Source organism: Ferranicluibacter rubi, assembly GCF_011603255.1.
GTDB lineage: Bacteria > Pseudomonadota > Alphaproteobacteria > Rhizobiales > Rhizobiaceae > Ferranicluibacter > Ferranicluibacter rubi.
The window spans coordinates 1-16614 of record NZ_JAANCM010000010.1 but is presented as its reverse complement, the minus strand read 5'-3'; the positions used below and the strand labels follow the sequence as shown (position 1 = coordinate 16614).

The following is a 16614-nucleotide window of genomic DNA, read 5'->3' as shown; positions in this document are numbered from 1 at the left end:
TCCCATTGCGCGCTGAGACTGAGCTGCGAGAGGGGCCTGCTGGACAGATGAAGGCCGCCGTAACGTCTACGTCGGCCTTCTGAGACTGGCAGTGCCGAGATTCGACAGAGCTTATCCGGCGGTGACGTCGAGCGTGTCGAAGCGAACGGAATCTTCGAGCTGCTGGCGGATATCACTCTGGAACATTGCGATGCCGTCGGGAGGGGCATCCATCAGCTCTCAGTCGATATCAACATTAAACGTCAGTTTACCCCTGGGCGGTGATCATCGGCATCATGCCCAAAAAATACGCTACTGCATGATACGACACAGTCCAGTAATCGTAACTCCGGCAGCTGCGGCACTGGCCACCGCGTCGCCGCGTCGCCGCAGGCGGTGATACCGCAGACTGTCGCAGCGCGCGCTGATATCTTATTTAGTTGGCCGTACGACATGGAGAAAAAACGCGGAACGTAAGCGTGCACTGGTCATAAATTCTTGACTGCCTTGCGACTATTCTATCTCCGAGGAACTCCCGGCAGCAAAGCTGCCGGAGGTGGAGGAGTTGATAATGGCACTGCCCCATACTGACAATCGGCGACGGCGAAGAGCGGTCCTGATCGTGGCACTCCTCTTCATTCTCGTGGCCAGCATCTTTGCAGGCATCGTTTTTCGTTCCGTCAATGCCATGAAGGACACAGCCAACCGAATTGACGACGAGCGAGCGTTGGACGCGACGACCGCGGCCGTGGATGCGCTTCGCACCCAGCTGTTTGGCATTCTCCATGACAACGCGACCTGGGACGGTGCTTACAAGCAGCTCAATTCCATCAACCGGAAGTACTGGATCACCCAGAACTGGGCAAATACGAGTTTGGAGAATCCGGCCTATGACACCGCTGTCGTCACGAACGCGCGCGGTAACGTCATCGTGGCCTACAAGGACGGCAAGGAGCTAACCGAGCCGCCGGAGCAGTTCTTCGGCGATCATTTCACAACGATCGTGCGCAATGCGGATCAACTGGGCGAACAGGCCGGCATCATTCCGGTCTATGCCGTGCGGTCAAAGAGCGGCGTAGCGCTGATGGCCGCCGCCAAGATCCGGCCGAGCAGCAGCAGCACGCGGATTGAGGAGCGCAATCTCTACACGCTCGTCATGGCTCGGCATCTGACGACGCAGGTAATAGGCGACCTCTCGCAGAGTTTCCGAATCGAGAGGCTGACCCTCAGCCTGGCGCGGGCAGACAATATGCTGAATGTGCCGCTGACCGACATCGAAGGCAAGTCCATCTCCTATCTCAGCTGGCCCTCGAAGCTGCCAGGCAGCCGCAGCTTCCTCACGGTCAAGACGCAGCTTGCTGTCGGCGCAGCCATTCTGGCGATCTTTCTCACCGGCATTGCCGTTGCGGGATGGGTGGCCGTTCGAAAGCTCCGGCAGGACGAGGCGGCGGCGAGGCATGCGGCACTTAAAGACCCATTGACCGGCCTGTGGAACCGGCGGGCGCTGTTGGAACATCTCGCAAAGCTGACCCGCAACCCGCACGAGGGGAACGTCGAACTCTGTCTGCTGGATCTCGACGGCTTCAAGCGCGTCAACGATGCCTGGGGACACGCGGTCGGCGACGAGCTCATTGCCGATGTTGCCAGACGACTGCAAAAAGACTTGCCGCCGACGGCTTTGCTGGCCCGGCTCGGCGGCGACGAATTCGCGATTGTCGTGACCACTGGTCTCGATGCAAGCGTTACGGAAGATGTCGCCGAGTTGGCTCTGTCGGCTGCTTGCGATATCTTTCACCTAGGGAGCCGGCAAATCCAAGTCGCCGGCAGCATCGGTCGGGCATCGGCACGGCTGACTGATATCAGCATGGACGGCCTCATGCGAGCGGCAGACATTGCGCTCTATAGCGCCAAAAACCTTGGACGCGGCCGCATCGTCACCTTCGACAGCGCGCTCGAACAGCGCCGGCGCGATGACATGATGATGGAACAGTATCTCCGAAAGACATTGGAGACCGAGGGGATCGAGGTCTTCTACCAGCCCCTTGTCCGGACCATCGACCAGACGATTTGCGGTGTCGAAGCCCTGGCGCGCTGGAGCAGCTCGCCGCTCGGTCGGGTTCCCCCAGATGTCTTCATACCCATCGCCGAGAAGGCCGGGCTCATCGACATGCTGGGCCTGCAGGTGCTGCGAAAGGCCATCCAAGCAACGACCGCCTGGCCTGACGTGGGCGTCTGCGTAAATGTTTCGCCGGTCCAGCTGCAGGATAACGGTTTCGCCCACGAGGTTGAAGCGATTCTAACAGAAGCCGGAATCGACCCCGGCCGGTTGACCCTTGAAATCACAGAGGGCGTTCTGATCAGTCATCCAGAGCAGGCGCTGAAAGCAATCACAGCACTGAAAGGGCTTGGTGTCGGTGTCGCCCTTGATGACTTTGGAACGGGCTTTGCCAGCATTGGGATGTTGCGCCGCTTTGCGTTCGATCGGGTGAAGGTGGACAAGTCGCTGGTCGCGGCCTTGGATACCGAACAGGATGCGGCGGCCGTCCTACAGGCGACCATCGCCCTTGCCCGCGCAATGGGCATATCGGTAACCGTAGAAGGCGTCGAAACAGAATTACAGGCCGGCGCTGCGAGCTTGTATGGCTGCGATGTCATGCAGGGCTATCTCTATAGCAAGCCTATGTCTGAAGCAGAGATGATGGAGCGATACTTCACCAAGTGGAAGAGCGTCAGTCAATGAGGCCAACGCTTGACCTCCCACATGCTTTTAACGGCAAGGCTAGAGGATCGTAAGCATCCGACCAAGGTCGCAGGTCAAGCTGCGTGAGCGCTCAGGGTCTTCGGTGTCCAGTTCCACGGCAGCAATTGCTCAAGCCTGCTTATCGGCGTGTCGGCAATGTTGCGAGAGCGTCGGTGAGCCAGGCCTGTGGGTCGACGTTATTGAGCTTGGCGCTCACGATCAGTGTCGCCATGAACACCGTACGTTCAGCACCACGATCCGATCCGGCAAACAGCCATGACTTTCTGCCGAGTGCAAAGCCTCTGAGCACTCGTTCGGCAGCATTGTTCGTCAGGCAAATCCGGCCATCATCGAGGAATGACGTAAAGCCATCCCATCGCTTGAGCATGTAATCCATCGCCTCTGCGACCGGAGAACTGCGCGACAGTTTTACCCGCTCGGTTTGGAGCCAATCGTGCAGTTCTTCGACGAGTGGTTGGCTGTCTTGGCGGCGGCGCTCCAAGCGCTGCTCGGCGGTAAGACCGTTGATCTCCTTTTCGATATCGAACAGGGTATCGATCCGTTTGACGGCCTCCAATGCCATTGGCGAGATCGGAGCGGCTTTGCTGCCACGTTTGGCGTTCGCGGCGATGTCTGCCATCACGAAGAACTTGCGGCGTGAATGGGCCCAGCACAGGGCCTGTGCCAGAGGCGCGGGATTGCGGTCTACCTTGAACAGCGGATTGTAGCCGCCATAAGCATCCGCCTGCAGAATACCGGTGAAGGTCTTCAGGTGGCGCTCGGGATGCACTTGCCGCCGGTCCCGCGATGAGTAGAACAAAGCCGCAGGCGGTGATAGCCCGCCAAAGGGTCTGTCATCCCGGACATAAGTCCAGATGCGCCCCGTATCCGTCTTCCCCTTCGCCAGGATTGGCACGGTCGTGTCATCGCCATGCAGCCGCTCGGCGGCCAGGACTTGGGCCTCGATCAGCGAATGGATGGGCTTCAGGGCCGCAGCACACGCGCCGACCTGATCGGCAAGCGTCGACAGGCTAAGGTCGACGCCCTCGCGGGCATAGCGCTCACTCTGCCGGTTGAGCGGCTAATGCTGGGCGAACTTCTCGAACAGGATCATCGCCAGAAGGTTCGGCCCGGCAAAGCCGCGCGGCGTCACATGGAAGGGGGATGGCGGCTGGGTGATCTTCTCGCATTCGCGGCGGGAGAACTTTTCCCGGACGGTCTGAATGACCTTCCAAAGACGCGGGATGACCTCCAGGGTCTCGGTGCCATCAGCGTGATGCCGCGGTGTGGGACCAGCAGCCAGCGAGCATCATGCCGTCATTGCCGCCGTCAGATCGGGCAAGCTTGTTGTAGGCACCATAACCGTCGACCTGAAGGATGCCTCGATAGCCACTCAGATGCCGGGCGACCCGATCGCCAGCGCGGCTATCTTCGAAGCGATAGGCGACCATCGGCGGACCACTGCCACCGAAGGGTCTGTCATCCCTGGCATAAGCCCATAGCCAGGCCGTCTTGGCAGATCCGGATCCGGGCGCGAGCGTGGGCAACGTAGTCTCGTCAGCGAAGATCCGCTCAGCCTTCTTGATCTCGGCCAGGATGTAGTCGGCCAGAATGTTGAGCTCGAAGCCGAGCTTGCCCATCCATTGAGCCATCAGCTTCCGGTCAAGCTCGACCTTGTCGCGTGCATAGATTGCCTCCTGCCGATAGAGCGGAAGGCCATCGGCATACTTCGAGACCGCGATCTGGGCCAGAAGCGCTTCCGTTGGAATGCCGCCCTCGATGATGTGCGTGGGTGCAGCTGCCTGAATGACGCCATCTTCGTTTTTGAAGGCATACTTCGGTCGGCGGGTGACGATGACGCGGAACTTCGCCGGCACGACGTCCAGCCGCTCCGAGACGTCTTCTCCGATCAGCACCTTCTGTTTGCCGACGTGCTCGGGCACCTCATCTGGCTCGATCACGACTTCGACCCGTTCCAGATGAGGTGCAAAGCCCTTGCGCGGCCGGGGCGGACGTTTGCCATCGGGGTAAGTGACGCTCTTGTTCACCTGGGCTCGGATTGCAGCGATGCCGGTCTCGATCTCCTCGAAGACAAAGGCCTGCTGCTCATCGTCAATCGTTGGAGATGCGAGCTTTTCCGATCGCTGGCCAAAGCGGGCACGATCGAAGGCTTTCAGGATCTGGGTCAGTCGCTCGATGCGTCCATCAGCATCGGCGTTTCTGGCCTTCAGATCTGCGACCTCGCTCTCGAGAGCATCGGCGCGCGCTGCCTTCTCGGCCATGGCAAGGAGCATGGCTTTCAGGGTCTCTACATCATCCGGGAGCTGCAGATCGGGCGGCGTCATAAGGCCTATCAGAGCATATTTCGCTCCGGTTTTCCTGCCCTCTCAGGCGGCTGATTCACTTCGCCGCAGGCCTTTACCCAACGATCTCCGGCGGCTTCACCGCCACGGAGTGAACCCGTTTCCAGTCCATGCCGTCAACCAGCGCAATAAGCTGGGCATGATTGAGCTGCACCCGGTTGTGGCCGATCCGAGGCCAGCAGAACTGCGCCTTCTCCAGCCGCTTCGAGTAAAGGCAGACCCCGGATCCATCCCACCAGACGATCTTGATCCGGTCGGCCCGTTTGGCCCGTTTGGCCCGGAAGACATAGAGCGAGCCGTTGAACGGATCACTGCCGGCATCACGCACCAGCGACAGCAAGCTGTCCGGCCCTTTGCGGAAGTCGATGGGATGACTGGCGAGGAAGACCTTTACACCTGCGGGGATCAGGCCGAGCGAACCGCTCGGATGACAAACTGCAGATGCGCTTCTTCGACATGTCGGCCGGCTCGCACAACGATACCGCCAATGACGATTTCGACGACGGGGTCAGGGTCAGGTGCGACGCTCTGCGGATCAAATGCCGCTGCTGCCTGTTCAGGCTCATCGCTGCCCAACAGTTCTCTGCGCCAGCGGTAGAGTTGAGACGGCAGGATCCCGATCTGCCGCGCGACTGCCGACACGTTCACACCGGGCTGACAGGCCTGCTCAACCGCTGTGGCCTTGAATTCGTCGGACCAGAAACGCCGCAACTGTCGCGGCGACCCGTCAAGGCGATCGGGCACCGCTTCGATCATTCGCATCAACCCAACGCTAGCCGCAGGTCTAGACATAGATCCTCACATTCAGAGAACTCGTATGCCCGAAATACCCTGCTCAGCATCAGCCGCGCCAGATGGGGTCTCCTTGCCGCTTACCTCTCGTCCATGGCCATCATCGCCGCTTTCCGATAGACACATCCGCCATCGACGGCAGCAAGCAGGAATACACCATCGGCAGGAGGAACCCAGTTAGGAGAAGCGATCCAGACGATGCGCTCTGATCGCAATACCTCACCGCTATTACCGCCGATCTCTCGAACCACCGCGAGATCCAGGTTCCGATCCCGCAGATCCCGAATGTGGTTTGCGCCCAGCCCAGCTTTCATTTCGACAGCAACACCTGGTTTGTCCATCATGAAGCCCCTGAGCGCGTCAGTAATTGTCGCAAAAAGGTAGTAGTCGTCAGGACCGCCTATCACCGCTTTGCCACGCAACAGCTGGGGCTTGAAGTTCTGTTCCATTTCGTCGACAGACTGAAGAACACGAGCGGCATATGGCACCAGGTCGCGACCGTCGGCCGTGATACGACAGCTGCGCGTCGTGCGTTCGAACAGTTGTTTCCCCAGATCTTCTTCCAGCCGTGCGATCTGATGACTCACCGTCGACTGGGTCACATTGAGGCGCGAGGCCGCGACCGAGAAGCTCTGAGTGTCCGAGACTGTCAGAAAACAGCGTAGCAGTGAAGTGTCCACGGCATCTCAATTCATTTGGATTGTCGATAAATCAATCAGATATTAGCGCTTCATCCAAATGAATGTAAGCGCCATTCTCCATTCAAATGTGAAGGAATGTGAGATGGCGGAAACAGCAAGACATCAAGTCGATCAGCGCTCATTTGATCCGATTGAATTTCTTGGAAAGATCGTTGCGATTGACAGCTGCGATCCCCCAGGGGGCGAGCTCGAGATCGCTCAACTTGTGCACCAGGAGCTACTGGCGCTCGGGGTCGAGTCCGAGTTGGAACAATTCCTCCCTGGCCGTGCCAACGTTCTTGGTAGAGTAAGAGGAAGTGGTGAAAAGCCCGCCCTCATTCTTTCTTCGCATATGGACACAGTGCCCGTTGGAACAGTTGCGTGGCAACGTGCTCCGTTCTCAGCCGATATCGAGGGCGGCCGGCTATTCGGGCGAGGCTCCTCCGATATGAAGAGCGCGCTAGCAGCGATGATCGCCGCAGCGGGTGAACTCGTACAGCAGAGACATTTGCTGGCTGGGGATGTCATACTGGCCTTCACGGCAGGCGAGAGCGCCAATCTCCTTGGCGCGAGGCGCTTTGTCGAGCGTGGCCTTAAATCCGAGATCGGCGCATTTCTATGCGGTGAGCCGAGTGGTCTCGATATCGTTGTCGTTGAGAAATCCGCTTTGTGGTTGCGAGCGACCGCCACCGGTCGCCTTGGCCATGTGTCCGGCGATGCCGGCGTCAACGCGATCGCGGCGGTTCAGAAATTCCTAAGCCGCCTTGAGGGTCTCAAACTGCAATGCCCGCCGCATCCTCTTCTTGATGACCCGACCATCCGCGTCGGCAGAATTGAAGGCGGTTCGGCGGTTAATTTGACACCCGACAAGTGCGTGGTGGATTTCGATATTCGGCTGCCGCCGGGCGTCGATCATCGGACGGTCGTCAAACAGGTAGAGGATATCGCACCTGATCATGTTGCCATCAGCATTCTGGATTTCAAACCGGCAGTCGAAAGCCTTCCAGATGATCGCTTCGTCCAGGTCTGCGCTGAGGTCTGCGACCGTCACACGCGGCGCAGGCCGGACATCAAAGGTGTTTCGTATTACAGCGATGCCACCGGTCTGCTGGACGGACTCACTGTTCCCTTCGCGATTATTGGCCCTGGCGAGTTGGGCCTCAGCGGTCAGGCCGACGAATCTGTTTCTGTCGAGAATGTCCTGAAAGCAGTGAAGATCTACCGTGACGTCGCCATCAGCTGGCTTTCTTGAGGATCCCTATGAGAGCTTTCCCTCGCATTGGCATCACGCCAGACATCAACGACGTTCCTGCTCCTGAAACAGAATACGTCGTGCGAAAAAATTATGCCGACGCGGTTGTTCTGGCGGGCGGGCTTCCGCTGTTCCTCCCATACACGGAAGAGGTGACGCCCTATCTCGACATCCTCGATGGGCTCGTCATCACGGGCGGCATGTTTGACGTCGATCCCGCGCTGTACGGGCAAGCAGCACGCAACCAGTACGTCATGAAACCGCCGCGGACGAGTTTCGAAAAAAAACTCATCGAAGGCGCGCTCCAGAGGAAAATACCCGTTCTTGGCATTTGCAATGGCATGCAGCTTTTAGCGGTGTGCCTCGGTGGACAGCTCGTCCAGGATATTCTCACGGAAATAGCAAGCCCGCTTGAACATAAACCGGATCAGCCGGCTGACACGGACCATCATTCCATCAATATTGTTGGCCGCTCAGAACGCCTCGAACTGCCGTTTGCTGCAACGTTCGCGACGAATAGCGTTCACCATCGATCGGTCATGCCGGCGGACACATACCGGACGATCGCGACCACCTCCGACGGCGTCGTCGAAGCAATCGAGAAATTGACAGACGGCTTTGCCGTCGGCGTCCAGTGGCACCCTGAGTATGGCGTCAGTCCAGCCGATGCTCTGGTTTGGGACGGGTTCCTGCTGGCGGCAAACGAATATTCCTTAACGAGAGCACAGTGACATCAATGACCGAAGCTCCTGAGAAGCGTCTGTCGGCGCAAAATCTCACATTGCCGCTTGTCTCCAAGCCGGCAGGAAACCTCCTGGGGTTCAAGATTGACCGGGGGCAGATTTACGTTTCCGGCCAGCTACCGCTCGAAGACGGTCAGGTAAAATACACTGGTAAGGTTGGCGCGGAGGTGTCACGCGACACAGCATATGAGGCCGCAAAGCTGGCAACGCTGAACGTCATCGCACAGCTGACGCTGGCAGCCGATGGCAATCTTTCGAAAATCGGCGAAATCGTGAAGGTATCTGGCTTCGTCAATTGCGTTTCTGACTTCACCGACATTCCATTTGTCATCAACGGTGCTTCTGATCTCCTTGTATCGGTCTTCGGTGAGCGCGGACAGCATGCCCGTTTTGCCATAGGCGTCGCGTCGCTGCCACGCGGGGTGCCGGTGGAAATCGAAGTGATCGCCCGCCTGCGCGATGAGGCATAGATCCATGCGTGACGTGATCGTCCTGGGTGCCGGCGTCGTTGGCATGACGTCCGCCTATGCCCTGGCTCGCGAGGGCTTCAATGTTCAGGTTATCGACGCCGCCAATGCTGCGGCTGGGGGCGGCGCGAGCTTTGGCAACGGCGCTCAACTCAGTTACTCATATTCCGATGCAATGGCATCGCCGTCCTTGGCTGCTAACTTGCCCAAATATCTGTTGGGGCGTGATCCGGCCTTTCGTATAGATCTGTCGGCCTCGCCCGCGTTCCTGATCTGGGGCATGAGATTCCTCGCCAACGCCACCCGCGGACGTTTCGAACGCAACACGATTGATCTCCTCAAACTAGCTATGGAAAGCCGGGAGGGTTTTGCGGAACTCTCGAAGAAGGTCACCTTCGACTACCGCCAGCCGGGAAAGTTGAACCTTTACGCCACCACGGAGGCGCTACGATACGCCGAAAAGCTCTGTGGCTTGAAGAACCGCTATGGTGCTCAACAGGTTGTTCTGGGCCCCCGCGAGGCGATTGAACGCGAACCGGCTCTGGCGCACTACGGACACAGTTTCGCGGGTGCACTTTGGGCACCTCTGGATGAGGTCGGTAACTCTCGGCTCTTCTGCGAGAATCTGCAACGCCTGCTCGAAGTCGAGCATGGTGTAAAGTTCCGGTTCGAGACGAAGGTGGAACGACTAAAGAAGCGGCGAGGGCGGATTGACGCGGTTGTCACCGATGCGGGCGACTTTGCTTGTGAAAATGTCGTCCTCGCACTTGGCACTGGCGCTGTGGACATCGCAAGAACCGTTGGTGCCCACCTGCCGATCTGGCCAGTGCAGGGGTATTCGACGACAATCCCCGCCGGTCTGAATGCCCCGACTGCCAGCATCACCGATACTGCCCGAAAGATTGTCTTTTGCCGGCTGGGAGATAAGCTGCGTATCGCTGGGATCGCCGATATCGGAAATAACAGCGAATTCCGCGAGGCGCGTTTTCAGTCGATGTTACAGACTGCCAAGGAGGCATTTCCCTCGGCAGGGGATTTTCAGGCAGAGCTCAACGCTTGGACCGGATGGCGACCGGTAACGCCCAACAGCCAGCCTCTGATCGGAGAAAGCAGGATCAAGGGATTGTTCTTAAATTGCGGGCATGGCTCGTTAGGGTGGACTCTCTCAATTGCTGCGGCCAATCGATTGGCCGAATGCCTGAGGAACAAGCCGCCGAGCCTGCCCGCTTAAAGCTTCAGAACAGTGCTGATCGTCATTCAGTTTTTGCAGGCTCGACGACAGTGCCATTTCTCGCGGCGGTGTTCCATTTTTGCAGGTCGCCTGAATTCCGGACGCTGCTCAGATATTCATTCACCTTGATCAAGCCAGCGTCATTGTCTGCGACTGTTGTTCGCAGCAAAAGCCTGAACGCGCTCGGACTGGACTGTCCAGCGGCTGCTGTAGGAGAGGCGCTCGACCTCGACCAGAGTGAAATTTCTATAGTTGCGCTCGAGGTAGTTGATGTTCGAACCCCCGTGCCGGCGGCGTGCCTTCACAGCGGCAGCCCTCGACGACTCCATCCGCGGCTACGATATGCAGAGCGGTGAGGTATTGTGGAAAATGGCGCTCCCGGCCGGTGGCCAGGCAACGCCGATGACCTTTCGCGGCAAGGACGGCAAGCAATATATCGTCGTTGCCGCCGGCGGCCACGGCTCGCTCGGCACGACGCCGGGCGATTCCGTCATCGCCTACAGACTCGACTAAACAGCGGGTTAGTTGAATGACGGGCGCGCGCCTATAGCGCGCTCGTCTGGCAGATGAATGTCGAGCTGGCTATCCTCTCGGCACGATCTGACCGCCCGGTCCCTACCGATCCGGATCGTGTGCTCACGCACGGTCTATGCGTTTCAGTCGGCTATAATGGCAGGGAAGTAGATCAGCTCCATGCCCCCACCTGCCAGCGAGATCCGGTATTGAAAGGTCTAGGTGCCACCAGGTCTTTAGTACTGTACTCGAAGGACGATCAGCCTCTCTCCCAACTCCTCCGTCTTACATGAAAACCTGTAAACTATACGGCTTGTCCGGCACGAACTCACCAGACCGTGCCAGGACATGAATTTCCCACGCTGTAGCCCCTCGGTCATGTGCAGCGATCATTTTGTCCGGGTCGACGAAAACGCCAAGAGGATTGCTCGCAAACTCGGGGGAGGTGCGGATATACTCAGACGATGTCCATGGATTGCCGAAATTGTCGACATCGACCTCAACGATATTCTGATCCGGATCCTTGTAGTAAAAAGCGGTCTGAGCCCCCTGATCGGCGCACAGTACCGGCAGGATGCCGAGGCCGCGCAAACGTTGGTAGGTGCCCAACAGCTCCTCCAGTGCGCGATACTCAAACGCAAAATGTTGAACACGTGAGCGGCGACTGCGGATGGGATCGCTTTGTAGCCCGGGCAGTTCGACGAAGGCCAAACGATGATTAGCCTCATCGTTACTAACCCAGGTCGTCTTGATTGCCTCATCCGAATGTTTGCCGGCGGCAGAGGATGTCTGATGTACGACGGACATGCCTAACACTGTCCTATACCATTCAACCATCGGGTTGGTTGATCCTGTAGTTAAACCAAGATGGTGTAATCGCGGATGCACAATTGTTTCGTTGTTGAGGGTCATTCGCTTAGCTTCACCTTGCCCTGCCTCAGATCTCAGAAGATGACGTTTGCGATAAGCCAGCCGGCGGCGAGCAACAAAGCCAGATAGGTGAAAATCATACCGAAACCGCGGATCGGTCCCGATGCTGAAAACATACCCACTGCATGCAAAGCACGCCCGGTAGCCAAAGCTGTGCCGATCGCGATGACGATCCAGAATGGCGCGGCCTGGGCCTCGACGAGGCTCAGCACGAGGATACCAAGCGGCACGTATTCGATAAAATTCCCCTGGGCTCGAATGCGCCGTTGCAACTGCTCATCCGAACTGCTTCCAATCATATCACCAACTTTCAATCGGCGAAGCGAGATCGGAAACGACAGAGCGACGAGAGCGACGGCGAAGCCCGCAGCAAATAATGAGGTGATGGGAAGCATGTTGTCTTATCCTTCGAGATGACGAATGGTTTTCGAGCCGGCGAGCGGCGGTTCAACGCCCGCTGTCGATGATCATTCCTCCATCGGCCATCAGGCTAGAGCCGGTGATAAAACGCGCATCTTCGCTGGCGAGGAACAGGACGACTGGCGCGATGTCGTCTTCAGGGGATCCATAGCGAGCAAGCGCATTTTGAGGAGCGGGCGCATTCGCAGCTTCCGCACCCCAAGTGTCCGCTACAGGCAGCACGTTGTTCACTGTAATTCTGTCAGCGCCCCATTCACGCGCTGCGACGCGCGTAAGTGCCCGCACGGCCTCTTTTGCCATGTTGTAGGGGGCATAGGGTGGAAGACCGATTACGCCCGCCATGGAAGCGAAGTTGATAATCCGGCCATGCCCGCTTGCCTTAAGATACGGGTATGCCGCCTGCATTGTTCGCAAAAACGCGATCGGTGCGGTATCGAAATTGCGCTGCAACTGCTCGACCGACAGCTCCAGGACAGACGATTGTACAGCCGAGGGGTCAAACGCGTTATTCACCAGGATGTCGATACCGCCCCAGGTCGTGGCGACTGTGTCGATTGCAGCCTTGAGCTGATCGGGATTGCTGACATCCGTGGCGATGCCCAGCGCGGTTCCACCTGCGGCCTCGATTTCAGCCACGACGGCTTCGACATTGGCGGGAGTCAGCGACAATACCGCAACTTTCGCGCCCTCAGCCGCAAACAATTTTGCAGTCGCGCGACCAATACCGCGCCCTGCGCCGGTGATAATGGCGACTTTTCCGTAGAGACGGCCCATGTTGTTCTCCATTAAATGCATTGAATGTCCTGCGTCTGGATTCAGCGCGCGGCGTCGATCGTCATGCCACCGTCGGGCACGAGGCTCGATCCGGTGATGAACTGTGCCTCTTTGCTGGCGAGGAACAGAATGACCGGTGCGATATCGTCCTCCGGTGAGCCATTGCGGTCAAAAACGTTGGGCAACGGCGGGCGGTCACTGCCGAATGTGTCGGCGATCGGCATGACGTTATTGACGGTGATCCCGTCCGAACCCCATTCACGAGCGGCGACGCGGGTGAGGGCACGAACCGCTTCTTTTGCCATTCCGTAGGGTGCGTAACCGACCATTCCGAGAAGACCGCCGGCGGAACCAAGATTGATGATGCGGCCGGCGCCACTGGCCTTGAGGTAGGGGTGAGCGGCCTGCATCAAGCGCAGATAGGCGATCGGTCCCATGTCGAAGTTTCGTTGCAAACCCTCAACCGACAGATCCGAGACGGAGGAGAGGGCAACGGAGGGATCGAAGGCGGTGTTCACCAGAATGTCGATCCGACCATATGCCGTCACGACCTTGTTCACAGCTGCTGTGATCTGGTCTGCATCGCTCACGTCGCAAACGACGCCGATCGCAGTGCCGCCAGCTGCTTCTATGTCCTTAACAACCGCCTCAATGTTGGCAGGCGTGAGCGACAGAACCGCAACCTTGGCGCCTTCCGCTGCGAAGAGTTTGGCGGTGGCGCGGCCGATACCGCGACCGGCGCCGGCGATGATGGCAACCTTGCCTTCAAGTCTTTTCATAGTGATCTCCATTGTTTCGGAATTATTGCTGCGCGGCCGTCTGCAGCGCATAGGGCGACGAGACGTCGCGAGCGTAGTTTTGCGTCGTGAAAGATGCGGCCAGGAGCGCTAGTCCGATGATCGCCGGAGCTGCTCCCTTGAGGCTGCGCACACCGAGATGCGCCATGCCCGAAAGAATCAGGTGATAAAAAATGCCGGTATAGGCGAGATCGCTCAGCGGCACGTTGAACCGCGTCAGGATCGCGAGCGGCCCCAAGATTTTTACGACAATCATGAATGGTACGAGGTACGTCGCCAGATAGCCAAGGTCGGCTTGGGCCTTTTCGACATAATCTCTTTTCGCCACATAGAGCGCGGCGGATGAGAGATACAGCAACGACAAAAGCGCCGTACTGATCCAGTAGGTGTAGACTGTAGCCATGACTTATCCTTCCCCGTCGAGTGTCTCGACGAGATTGATCGTTTATATTTGCGCTATTCGGATGAGGTATTGCACCCATGGCGCTGAGCTTGTACGTATCTGACAACTAAGATGAAAAAGCGCAAGTACGATGAATTAATCGCACTAAGTATGGAAAAGCAGACTAATGGCCGAAAGCGATTTCACGATGCAAGACGAGATGCGCCGCGCATTTGCGATGCTCTCCGGGAAATGGAAACTGGAAATAATGTGGCTGCTGCATCAGCGGGTCTATCGTTTCGGCGAGTTGCGAAAAGCGATACCCGGGATCACGCAGCATATGCTATCGGCGCAGCTCCGAGAGCTTGAAGCGGACGGCCTGGTCTCAAGGACGGTCTTTGCCGAAGTCCCCCCGCGTGTCGAATACGAAATGACGCAGAAGGCGTTGGGACTTGGCCCGACCATGGCGGCGCTAACCGTTTGGTGGGAGGAATACGGCAAGACAATTCCTCCGCGACCGAGTACGCGAGGTCGCAAGGCCGAAGCTCAAAGCGGACAGAAGGGCAGGTCGAGTGAGGCGCGCTAAGCGGTGTCAGTACCGGAGCAATACTCCCCAATAGTGCCGTTTGAATCTTCCCCAGGTGCTGCGGCCGCTGGTCTTCCGGGGCGCGCCCCGGAAGACCAGCGGCGCGTCATCGTCAATACTCCTTCCGATGGTCGGAAGGGGGATATTGGTGATCAAGCTGAGGGAGACGATCATGATCTTGGATCTGCATCAGCAGGGCCTGACAGTGTCAGCTATTTCCAGAGAAACCGGCATCGATCGCAAGACGGTGCGCAAATACATAGAGCGGGGCCTCGAAGTCCCGGCTTATGGACCGAGAAAGCCTCGCGCGACGGTTATCGATCCGTTTGCTTCATACCTGCGGGAGCGGGTGAAGGGGAGTGTCAGGAATTTCGTGTACGGGCGTGCGGTTGAACATTCGCGTCTACGCCCTTGCGGCCTGAAAGCGGTCCGCAAACAGAATTGAGAATTGCGATTTTGCCATCGCCCATTCTCTCGGCGGCATCTTCCACTCTTTCTCGGAGCTGTTCAAGACGAGGTAGAGCAGTTTGGTCGCCGCGTCGTCGCTCGGGAAATGACCTCTTGCCCGCACAGCGCGACGCAGCTTGGAATTCAAGGCTTCGATGGCGTTCGTGGTGTAGATGATCCGGCGCACGTCCTTGGGAAAGGCAAAGAAGGGGATGACCTCCTGCCAGGCGCGCCGCCAAATCTGGGCGACGGCCGGGAATTTCCGGCCCCAGAAGCCACCCTCGAACGTCGTCAAGGCTGTCTCCGCCGCCTTATCGTCAATGGCGCCGTAAATCGATTTCAGCTCTCGGGCCAGGTCCTTGCGGTCTTTCCACGAGGCAAAATCCAGCGAATTTCGCAGCAGGTGAACAATGCACGTCTGCACCGTCGTTTCTGCGAAGACGGCATTGATGGCCTCTGGAAAGCCCTTCAAACCGTCAACGACGGCGATCAGAATGTCCTCGACGCCGCGGTTCTTCAGCTCGTTCATCACCCGCAGCCAGAACTTGGCACCCTCGTTGGTTTCGATCCAGAGACCGAGAATCTCCTTCGTACCATCCCCGCGCACGCCAAGCGCAATATGCACCGCCTTGTTGCGAACATGGCCTTCATCCCTGATTTTGACGCGCAACGCATCAAAGAACACCAGCGGATAGACCGGCTCCAGGGGCCGAGCCTGCCACGTCGCAACTTCGTCCAGCACGGCATCGGTGACAGCCGAGATCAGGTCGGGCGACACGTCGATGCCGTAAAGCTCCTGGATATGCCCGACGATCTCGCGCGTGCTCATTCCACGCGCATACATCGAGACGATCTTCTCGTCGAAGCCCGGAAAGCGCCGCTGGTATTTGGCCAGCAATTGAGGATCGAAACTCGACTGCCGGTCGCGCGGGATGGAAAGCTCAAGCGAGCCGCTATCCGTCAGTACCGTCTTGCGGCCGTAGCCATTGCGGCTGTTGCCGGCAGTCGCTTCGCCAGAGAGATGATGATCCATCTCTGCGTTCAAAGCCCGTTCCGCCAGGGCTTTCTTCAACTGATCGAGAAGCCCGTTGCTCTCGAAAGCTGTCTTCGCATCAGAACCGGCCAATAATTGGTCCAGAATGCTATCCGAAATAACAGGCTCTTTCCGTCGTGCCATGGGTGATCTCCTTCGTACCCATTATGCACGCCCGTACTCGAAATTCCTGACACTCCCGGTGAAGACCTATCCCGGCCTCACTGGCAGTCGGTTGCTCCGAGAACTCCGGGATCGAGGTTATGCCGGCGGTTACACCGCCGTCACGGACTTCCTTCGTGACGTGCGACCTCCGGCAAATCCAGGTTTCGAAGTTCGCTTCGAGACACCGCCAGGGGAACAGGCCCAAGTCGATTTCGCCCAGTTCCATGTCGTTTTCACCGACGAGCCAATGACGCCAAGGATCGTCTGGTTGTTCTCGATGGTGTTGGGTCACAGCCGCCTCATCTGGGCACGCTTCGTCA

15 protein-coding genes and 4 pseudogenes are annotated in these 16614 nt (G+C 58.2%); 9 read left to right on the top strand and 10 right to left on the bottom strand.

The window, feature by feature from the left end; all coding sequences use genetic code 11:
* Positions 1 to 550 precede the first annotated feature (550 nt).
* On the top strand, positions 551 to 2719 hold the full coding sequence (locus G8E10_RS18070; protein ID WP_167130180.1) for a bifunctional diguanylate cyclase/phosphodiesterase: 2169 nt from the start codon (positions 551 to 553) through the stop codon (positions 2717 to 2719).
* 74 nt (positions 2720 to 2793) lie between these two features.
* Here the strand turns inward: G8E10_RS18070 and tnpC are convergent.
* The 4 genes and pseudogenes from tnpC to G8E10_RS18045 all read right to left on the bottom strand — a co-directional run bounded on the left by tnpC (position 2794) and on the right by G8E10_RS18045 (position 6554).
* Positions 2794 to 5064 (bottom strand): annotated as a pseudogene (tnpC, locus tag G8E10_RS26340) (IS66 family transposase).
* A gap of 73 nt (positions 5065 to 5137) precedes the next feature.
* Positions 5138 to 5488, bottom strand: a complete 351-nt coding sequence (gene tnpB / locus G8E10_RS18055) for an IS66 family insertion sequence element accessory protein TnpB (RefSeq protein ID WP_343289829.1) — start codon at positions 5486 to 5488, stop codon at positions 5138 to 5140.
* Complete coding sequence (locus G8E10_RS18050) at positions 5488 to 5838, bottom strand: transposase (protein ID WP_165906884.1); 351 nt, start codon at positions 5836 to 5838, stop codon at positions 5488 to 5490. Before G8E10_RS18050 ends, tnpB begins: the two co-directional genes overlap by 1 nt.
* A gap of 116 nt (positions 5839 to 5954) precedes the next feature.
* A complete protein-coding gene (locus G8E10_RS18045) occupies positions 5955 to 6554 on the bottom strand; it encodes a LysR family transcriptional regulator (RefSeq protein ID WP_343289822.1) in 600 nt (199 codons plus the stop codon).
* Between the two features lie 103 nt (positions 6555 to 6657).
* Between G8E10_RS18045 and G8E10_RS18040 the strand changes: the two genes are divergently transcribed.
* The 5 genes and pseudogenes from G8E10_RS18040 to G8E10_RS18020 form a co-directional block, all read left to right on the top strand.
* Entirely contained in the window at positions 6658 to 7806 is a 1149-nt protein-coding gene (locus tag G8E10_RS18040) for a M20 family metallopeptidase (RefSeq protein WP_167130179.1), read from the top strand.
* A gap of 8 nt (positions 7807 to 7814) precedes the next feature.
* Complete coding sequence (locus G8E10_RS18035; protein ID WP_167130178.1) at positions 7815 to 8537, top strand: gamma-glutamyl-gamma-aminobutyrate hydrolase family protein; 723 nt, start codon at positions 7815 to 7817, stop codon at positions 8535 to 8537.
* 5 nt (positions 8538 to 8542) lie between these two features.
* Positions 8543 to 9019 carry a RidA family protein gene (locus G8E10_RS18030; RefSeq protein ID WP_167130314.1) on the top strand — a complete coding sequence of 159 codons (477 nt, stop codon included), beginning with the start codon at positions 8543 to 8545 and terminating at the stop codon, positions 9017 to 9019.
* A gap of 4 nt (positions 9020 to 9023) precedes the next feature.
* Positions 9024 to 10247, top strand: coding sequence for an FAD-dependent oxidoreductase (locus G8E10_RS18025; protein ID WP_167130177.1), 1224 nt, complete (start codon positions 9024 to 9026; stop codon positions 10245 to 10247).
* 297 nt (positions 10248 to 10544) lie between these two features.
* Positions 10545 to 10760 (top strand): annotated as a pseudogene (locus G8E10_RS18020) (hypothetical protein); the annotation flags it as partial.
* 285 nt (positions 10761 to 11045) lie between these two features.
* Here G8E10_RS18020 and G8E10_RS18015 read toward each other — a convergent pair.
* From G8E10_RS18015 to G8E10_RS17995, 5 genes are read right to left on the bottom strand one after another with little or no spacing between them, the layout of a single operon-like run.
* Positions 11046 to 11672, bottom strand: coding sequence for a VOC family protein (locus tag G8E10_RS18015; RefSeq protein WP_167130176.1), 627 nt, complete (start codon positions 11670 to 11672; stop codon positions 11046 to 11048).
* Positions 11673 to 11704: 32 nt separating this feature from the next.
* The gene (locus tag G8E10_RS18010; RefSeq protein ID WP_167130175.1) at positions 11705 to 12085 is read right to left on the bottom strand and encodes an MAPEG family protein; all 381 of its coding nucleotides are present in this window, start codon (positions 12083 to 12085) and stop codon (positions 11705 to 11707) included.
* Between the two features lie 52 nt (positions 12086 to 12137).
* Entirely contained in the window at positions 12138 to 12884 is a 747-nt protein-coding gene (locus tag G8E10_RS18005) for an SDR family NAD(P)-dependent oxidoreductase (RefSeq protein ID WP_167130174.1), read from the bottom strand.
* Between the two features lie 41 nt (positions 12885 to 12925).
* Complete coding sequence (locus G8E10_RS18000) at positions 12926 to 13663, bottom strand: SDR family NAD(P)-dependent oxidoreductase (RefSeq protein ID WP_167130173.1); 738 nt, start codon at positions 13661 to 13663, stop codon at positions 12926 to 12928.
* A 22-nt stretch (positions 13664 to 13685) separates the two neighbouring features.
* Complete coding sequence (locus tag G8E10_RS17995; RefSeq protein WP_167130172.1) at positions 13686 to 14084, bottom strand: DoxX family protein; 399 nt, start codon at positions 14082 to 14084, stop codon at positions 13686 to 13688.
* 166 nt (positions 14085 to 14250) lie between these two features.
* Between G8E10_RS17995 and G8E10_RS17990 the strand changes: the two genes are divergently transcribed.
* The gene (locus G8E10_RS17990; protein ID WP_167130171.1) at positions 14251 to 14649 is read left to right on the top strand and encodes a winged helix-turn-helix transcriptional regulator; all 399 of its coding nucleotides are present in this window, start codon (positions 14251 to 14253) and stop codon (positions 14647 to 14649) included.
* 127 nt (positions 14650 to 14776) lie between these two features.
* A pseudogene (locus G8E10_RS17985) lies at positions 14777 to 15007 on the top strand (helix-turn-helix domain-containing protein); the annotation flags it as partial.
* A gap of 45 nt (positions 15008 to 15052) precedes the next feature.
* On the opposite strand, the gene G8E10_RS17980 reads toward G8E10_RS17985, so the two are convergent.
* On the bottom strand, positions 15053 to 16273 hold the full coding sequence (locus G8E10_RS17980; RefSeq protein ID WP_167130170.1) for an IS256 family transposase: 1221 nt from the start codon (positions 16271 to 16273) through the stop codon (positions 15053 to 15055).
* Positions 16274 to 16316: 43 nt separating this feature from the next.
* Here G8E10_RS17980 and G8E10_RS26050 point away from each other — a divergent pair.
* Positions 16317 to 16614, top strand: a pseudogene (locus G8E10_RS26050) (IS21 family transposase); the annotation flags it as partial.

Coding starts and splice junctions, on each gene's coding strand:
- G8E10_RS17995 (WP_167130172.1), bottom strand. CDS start 14,084: ATGGCTACAGTCTACACCTACTGGATCAGTACGGCGCTTTTGTCGTTG.
- G8E10_RS17980 (WP_167130170.1), bottom strand. CDS start 16,273: ATGGCACGACGGAAAGAGCCTGTTATTTCGGATAGCATTCTGGACCAA.
- G8E10_RS18035 (WP_167130178.1), top strand. CDS start 7,815: ATGAGAGCTTTCCCTCGCATTGGCATCACGCCAGACATCAACGACGTT.
- G8E10_RS18070 (WP_167130180.1), top strand. CDS start 551: ATGGCACTGCCCCATACTGACAATCGGCGACGGCGAAGAGCGGTCCTG.
- G8E10_RS18010 (WP_167130175.1), bottom strand. CDS start 12,085: ATGCTTCCCATCACCTCATTATTTGCTGCGGGCTTCGCCGTCGCTCTC.
- G8E10_RS18000 (WP_167130173.1), bottom strand. CDS start 13,663: ATGAAAAGACTTGAAGGCAAGGTTGCCATCATCGCCGGCGCCGGTCGC.
- G8E10_RS17990 (WP_167130171.1), top strand. CDS start 14,251: ATGGCCGAAAGCGATTTCACGATGCAAGACGAGATGCGCCGCGCATTT.
- G8E10_RS18030 (WP_167130314.1), top strand. CDS start 8,543: ATGACCGAAGCTCCTGAGAAGCGTCTGTCGGCGCAAAATCTCACATTG.
- G8E10_RS18050 (WP_165906884.1), bottom strand. CDS start 5,838: ATGATCGAAGCGGTGCCCGATCGCCTTGACGGGTCGCCGCGACAGTTG.
- G8E10_RS18040 (WP_167130179.1), top strand. CDS start 6,658: ATGGCGGAAACAGCAAGACATCAAGTCGATCAGCGCTCATTTGATCCG.
- G8E10_RS18005 (WP_167130174.1), bottom strand. CDS start 12,884: ATGGGCCGTCTCTACGGAAAAGTCGCCATTATCACCGGCGCAGGGCGC.
- G8E10_RS18025 (WP_167130177.1), top strand. CDS start 9,024: ATGCGTGACGTGATCGTCCTGGGTGCCGGCGTCGTTGGCATGACGTCC.
- G8E10_RS18015 (WP_167130176.1), bottom strand. CDS start 11,672: ATGACCCTCAACAACGAAACAATTGTGCATCCGCGATTACACCATCTT.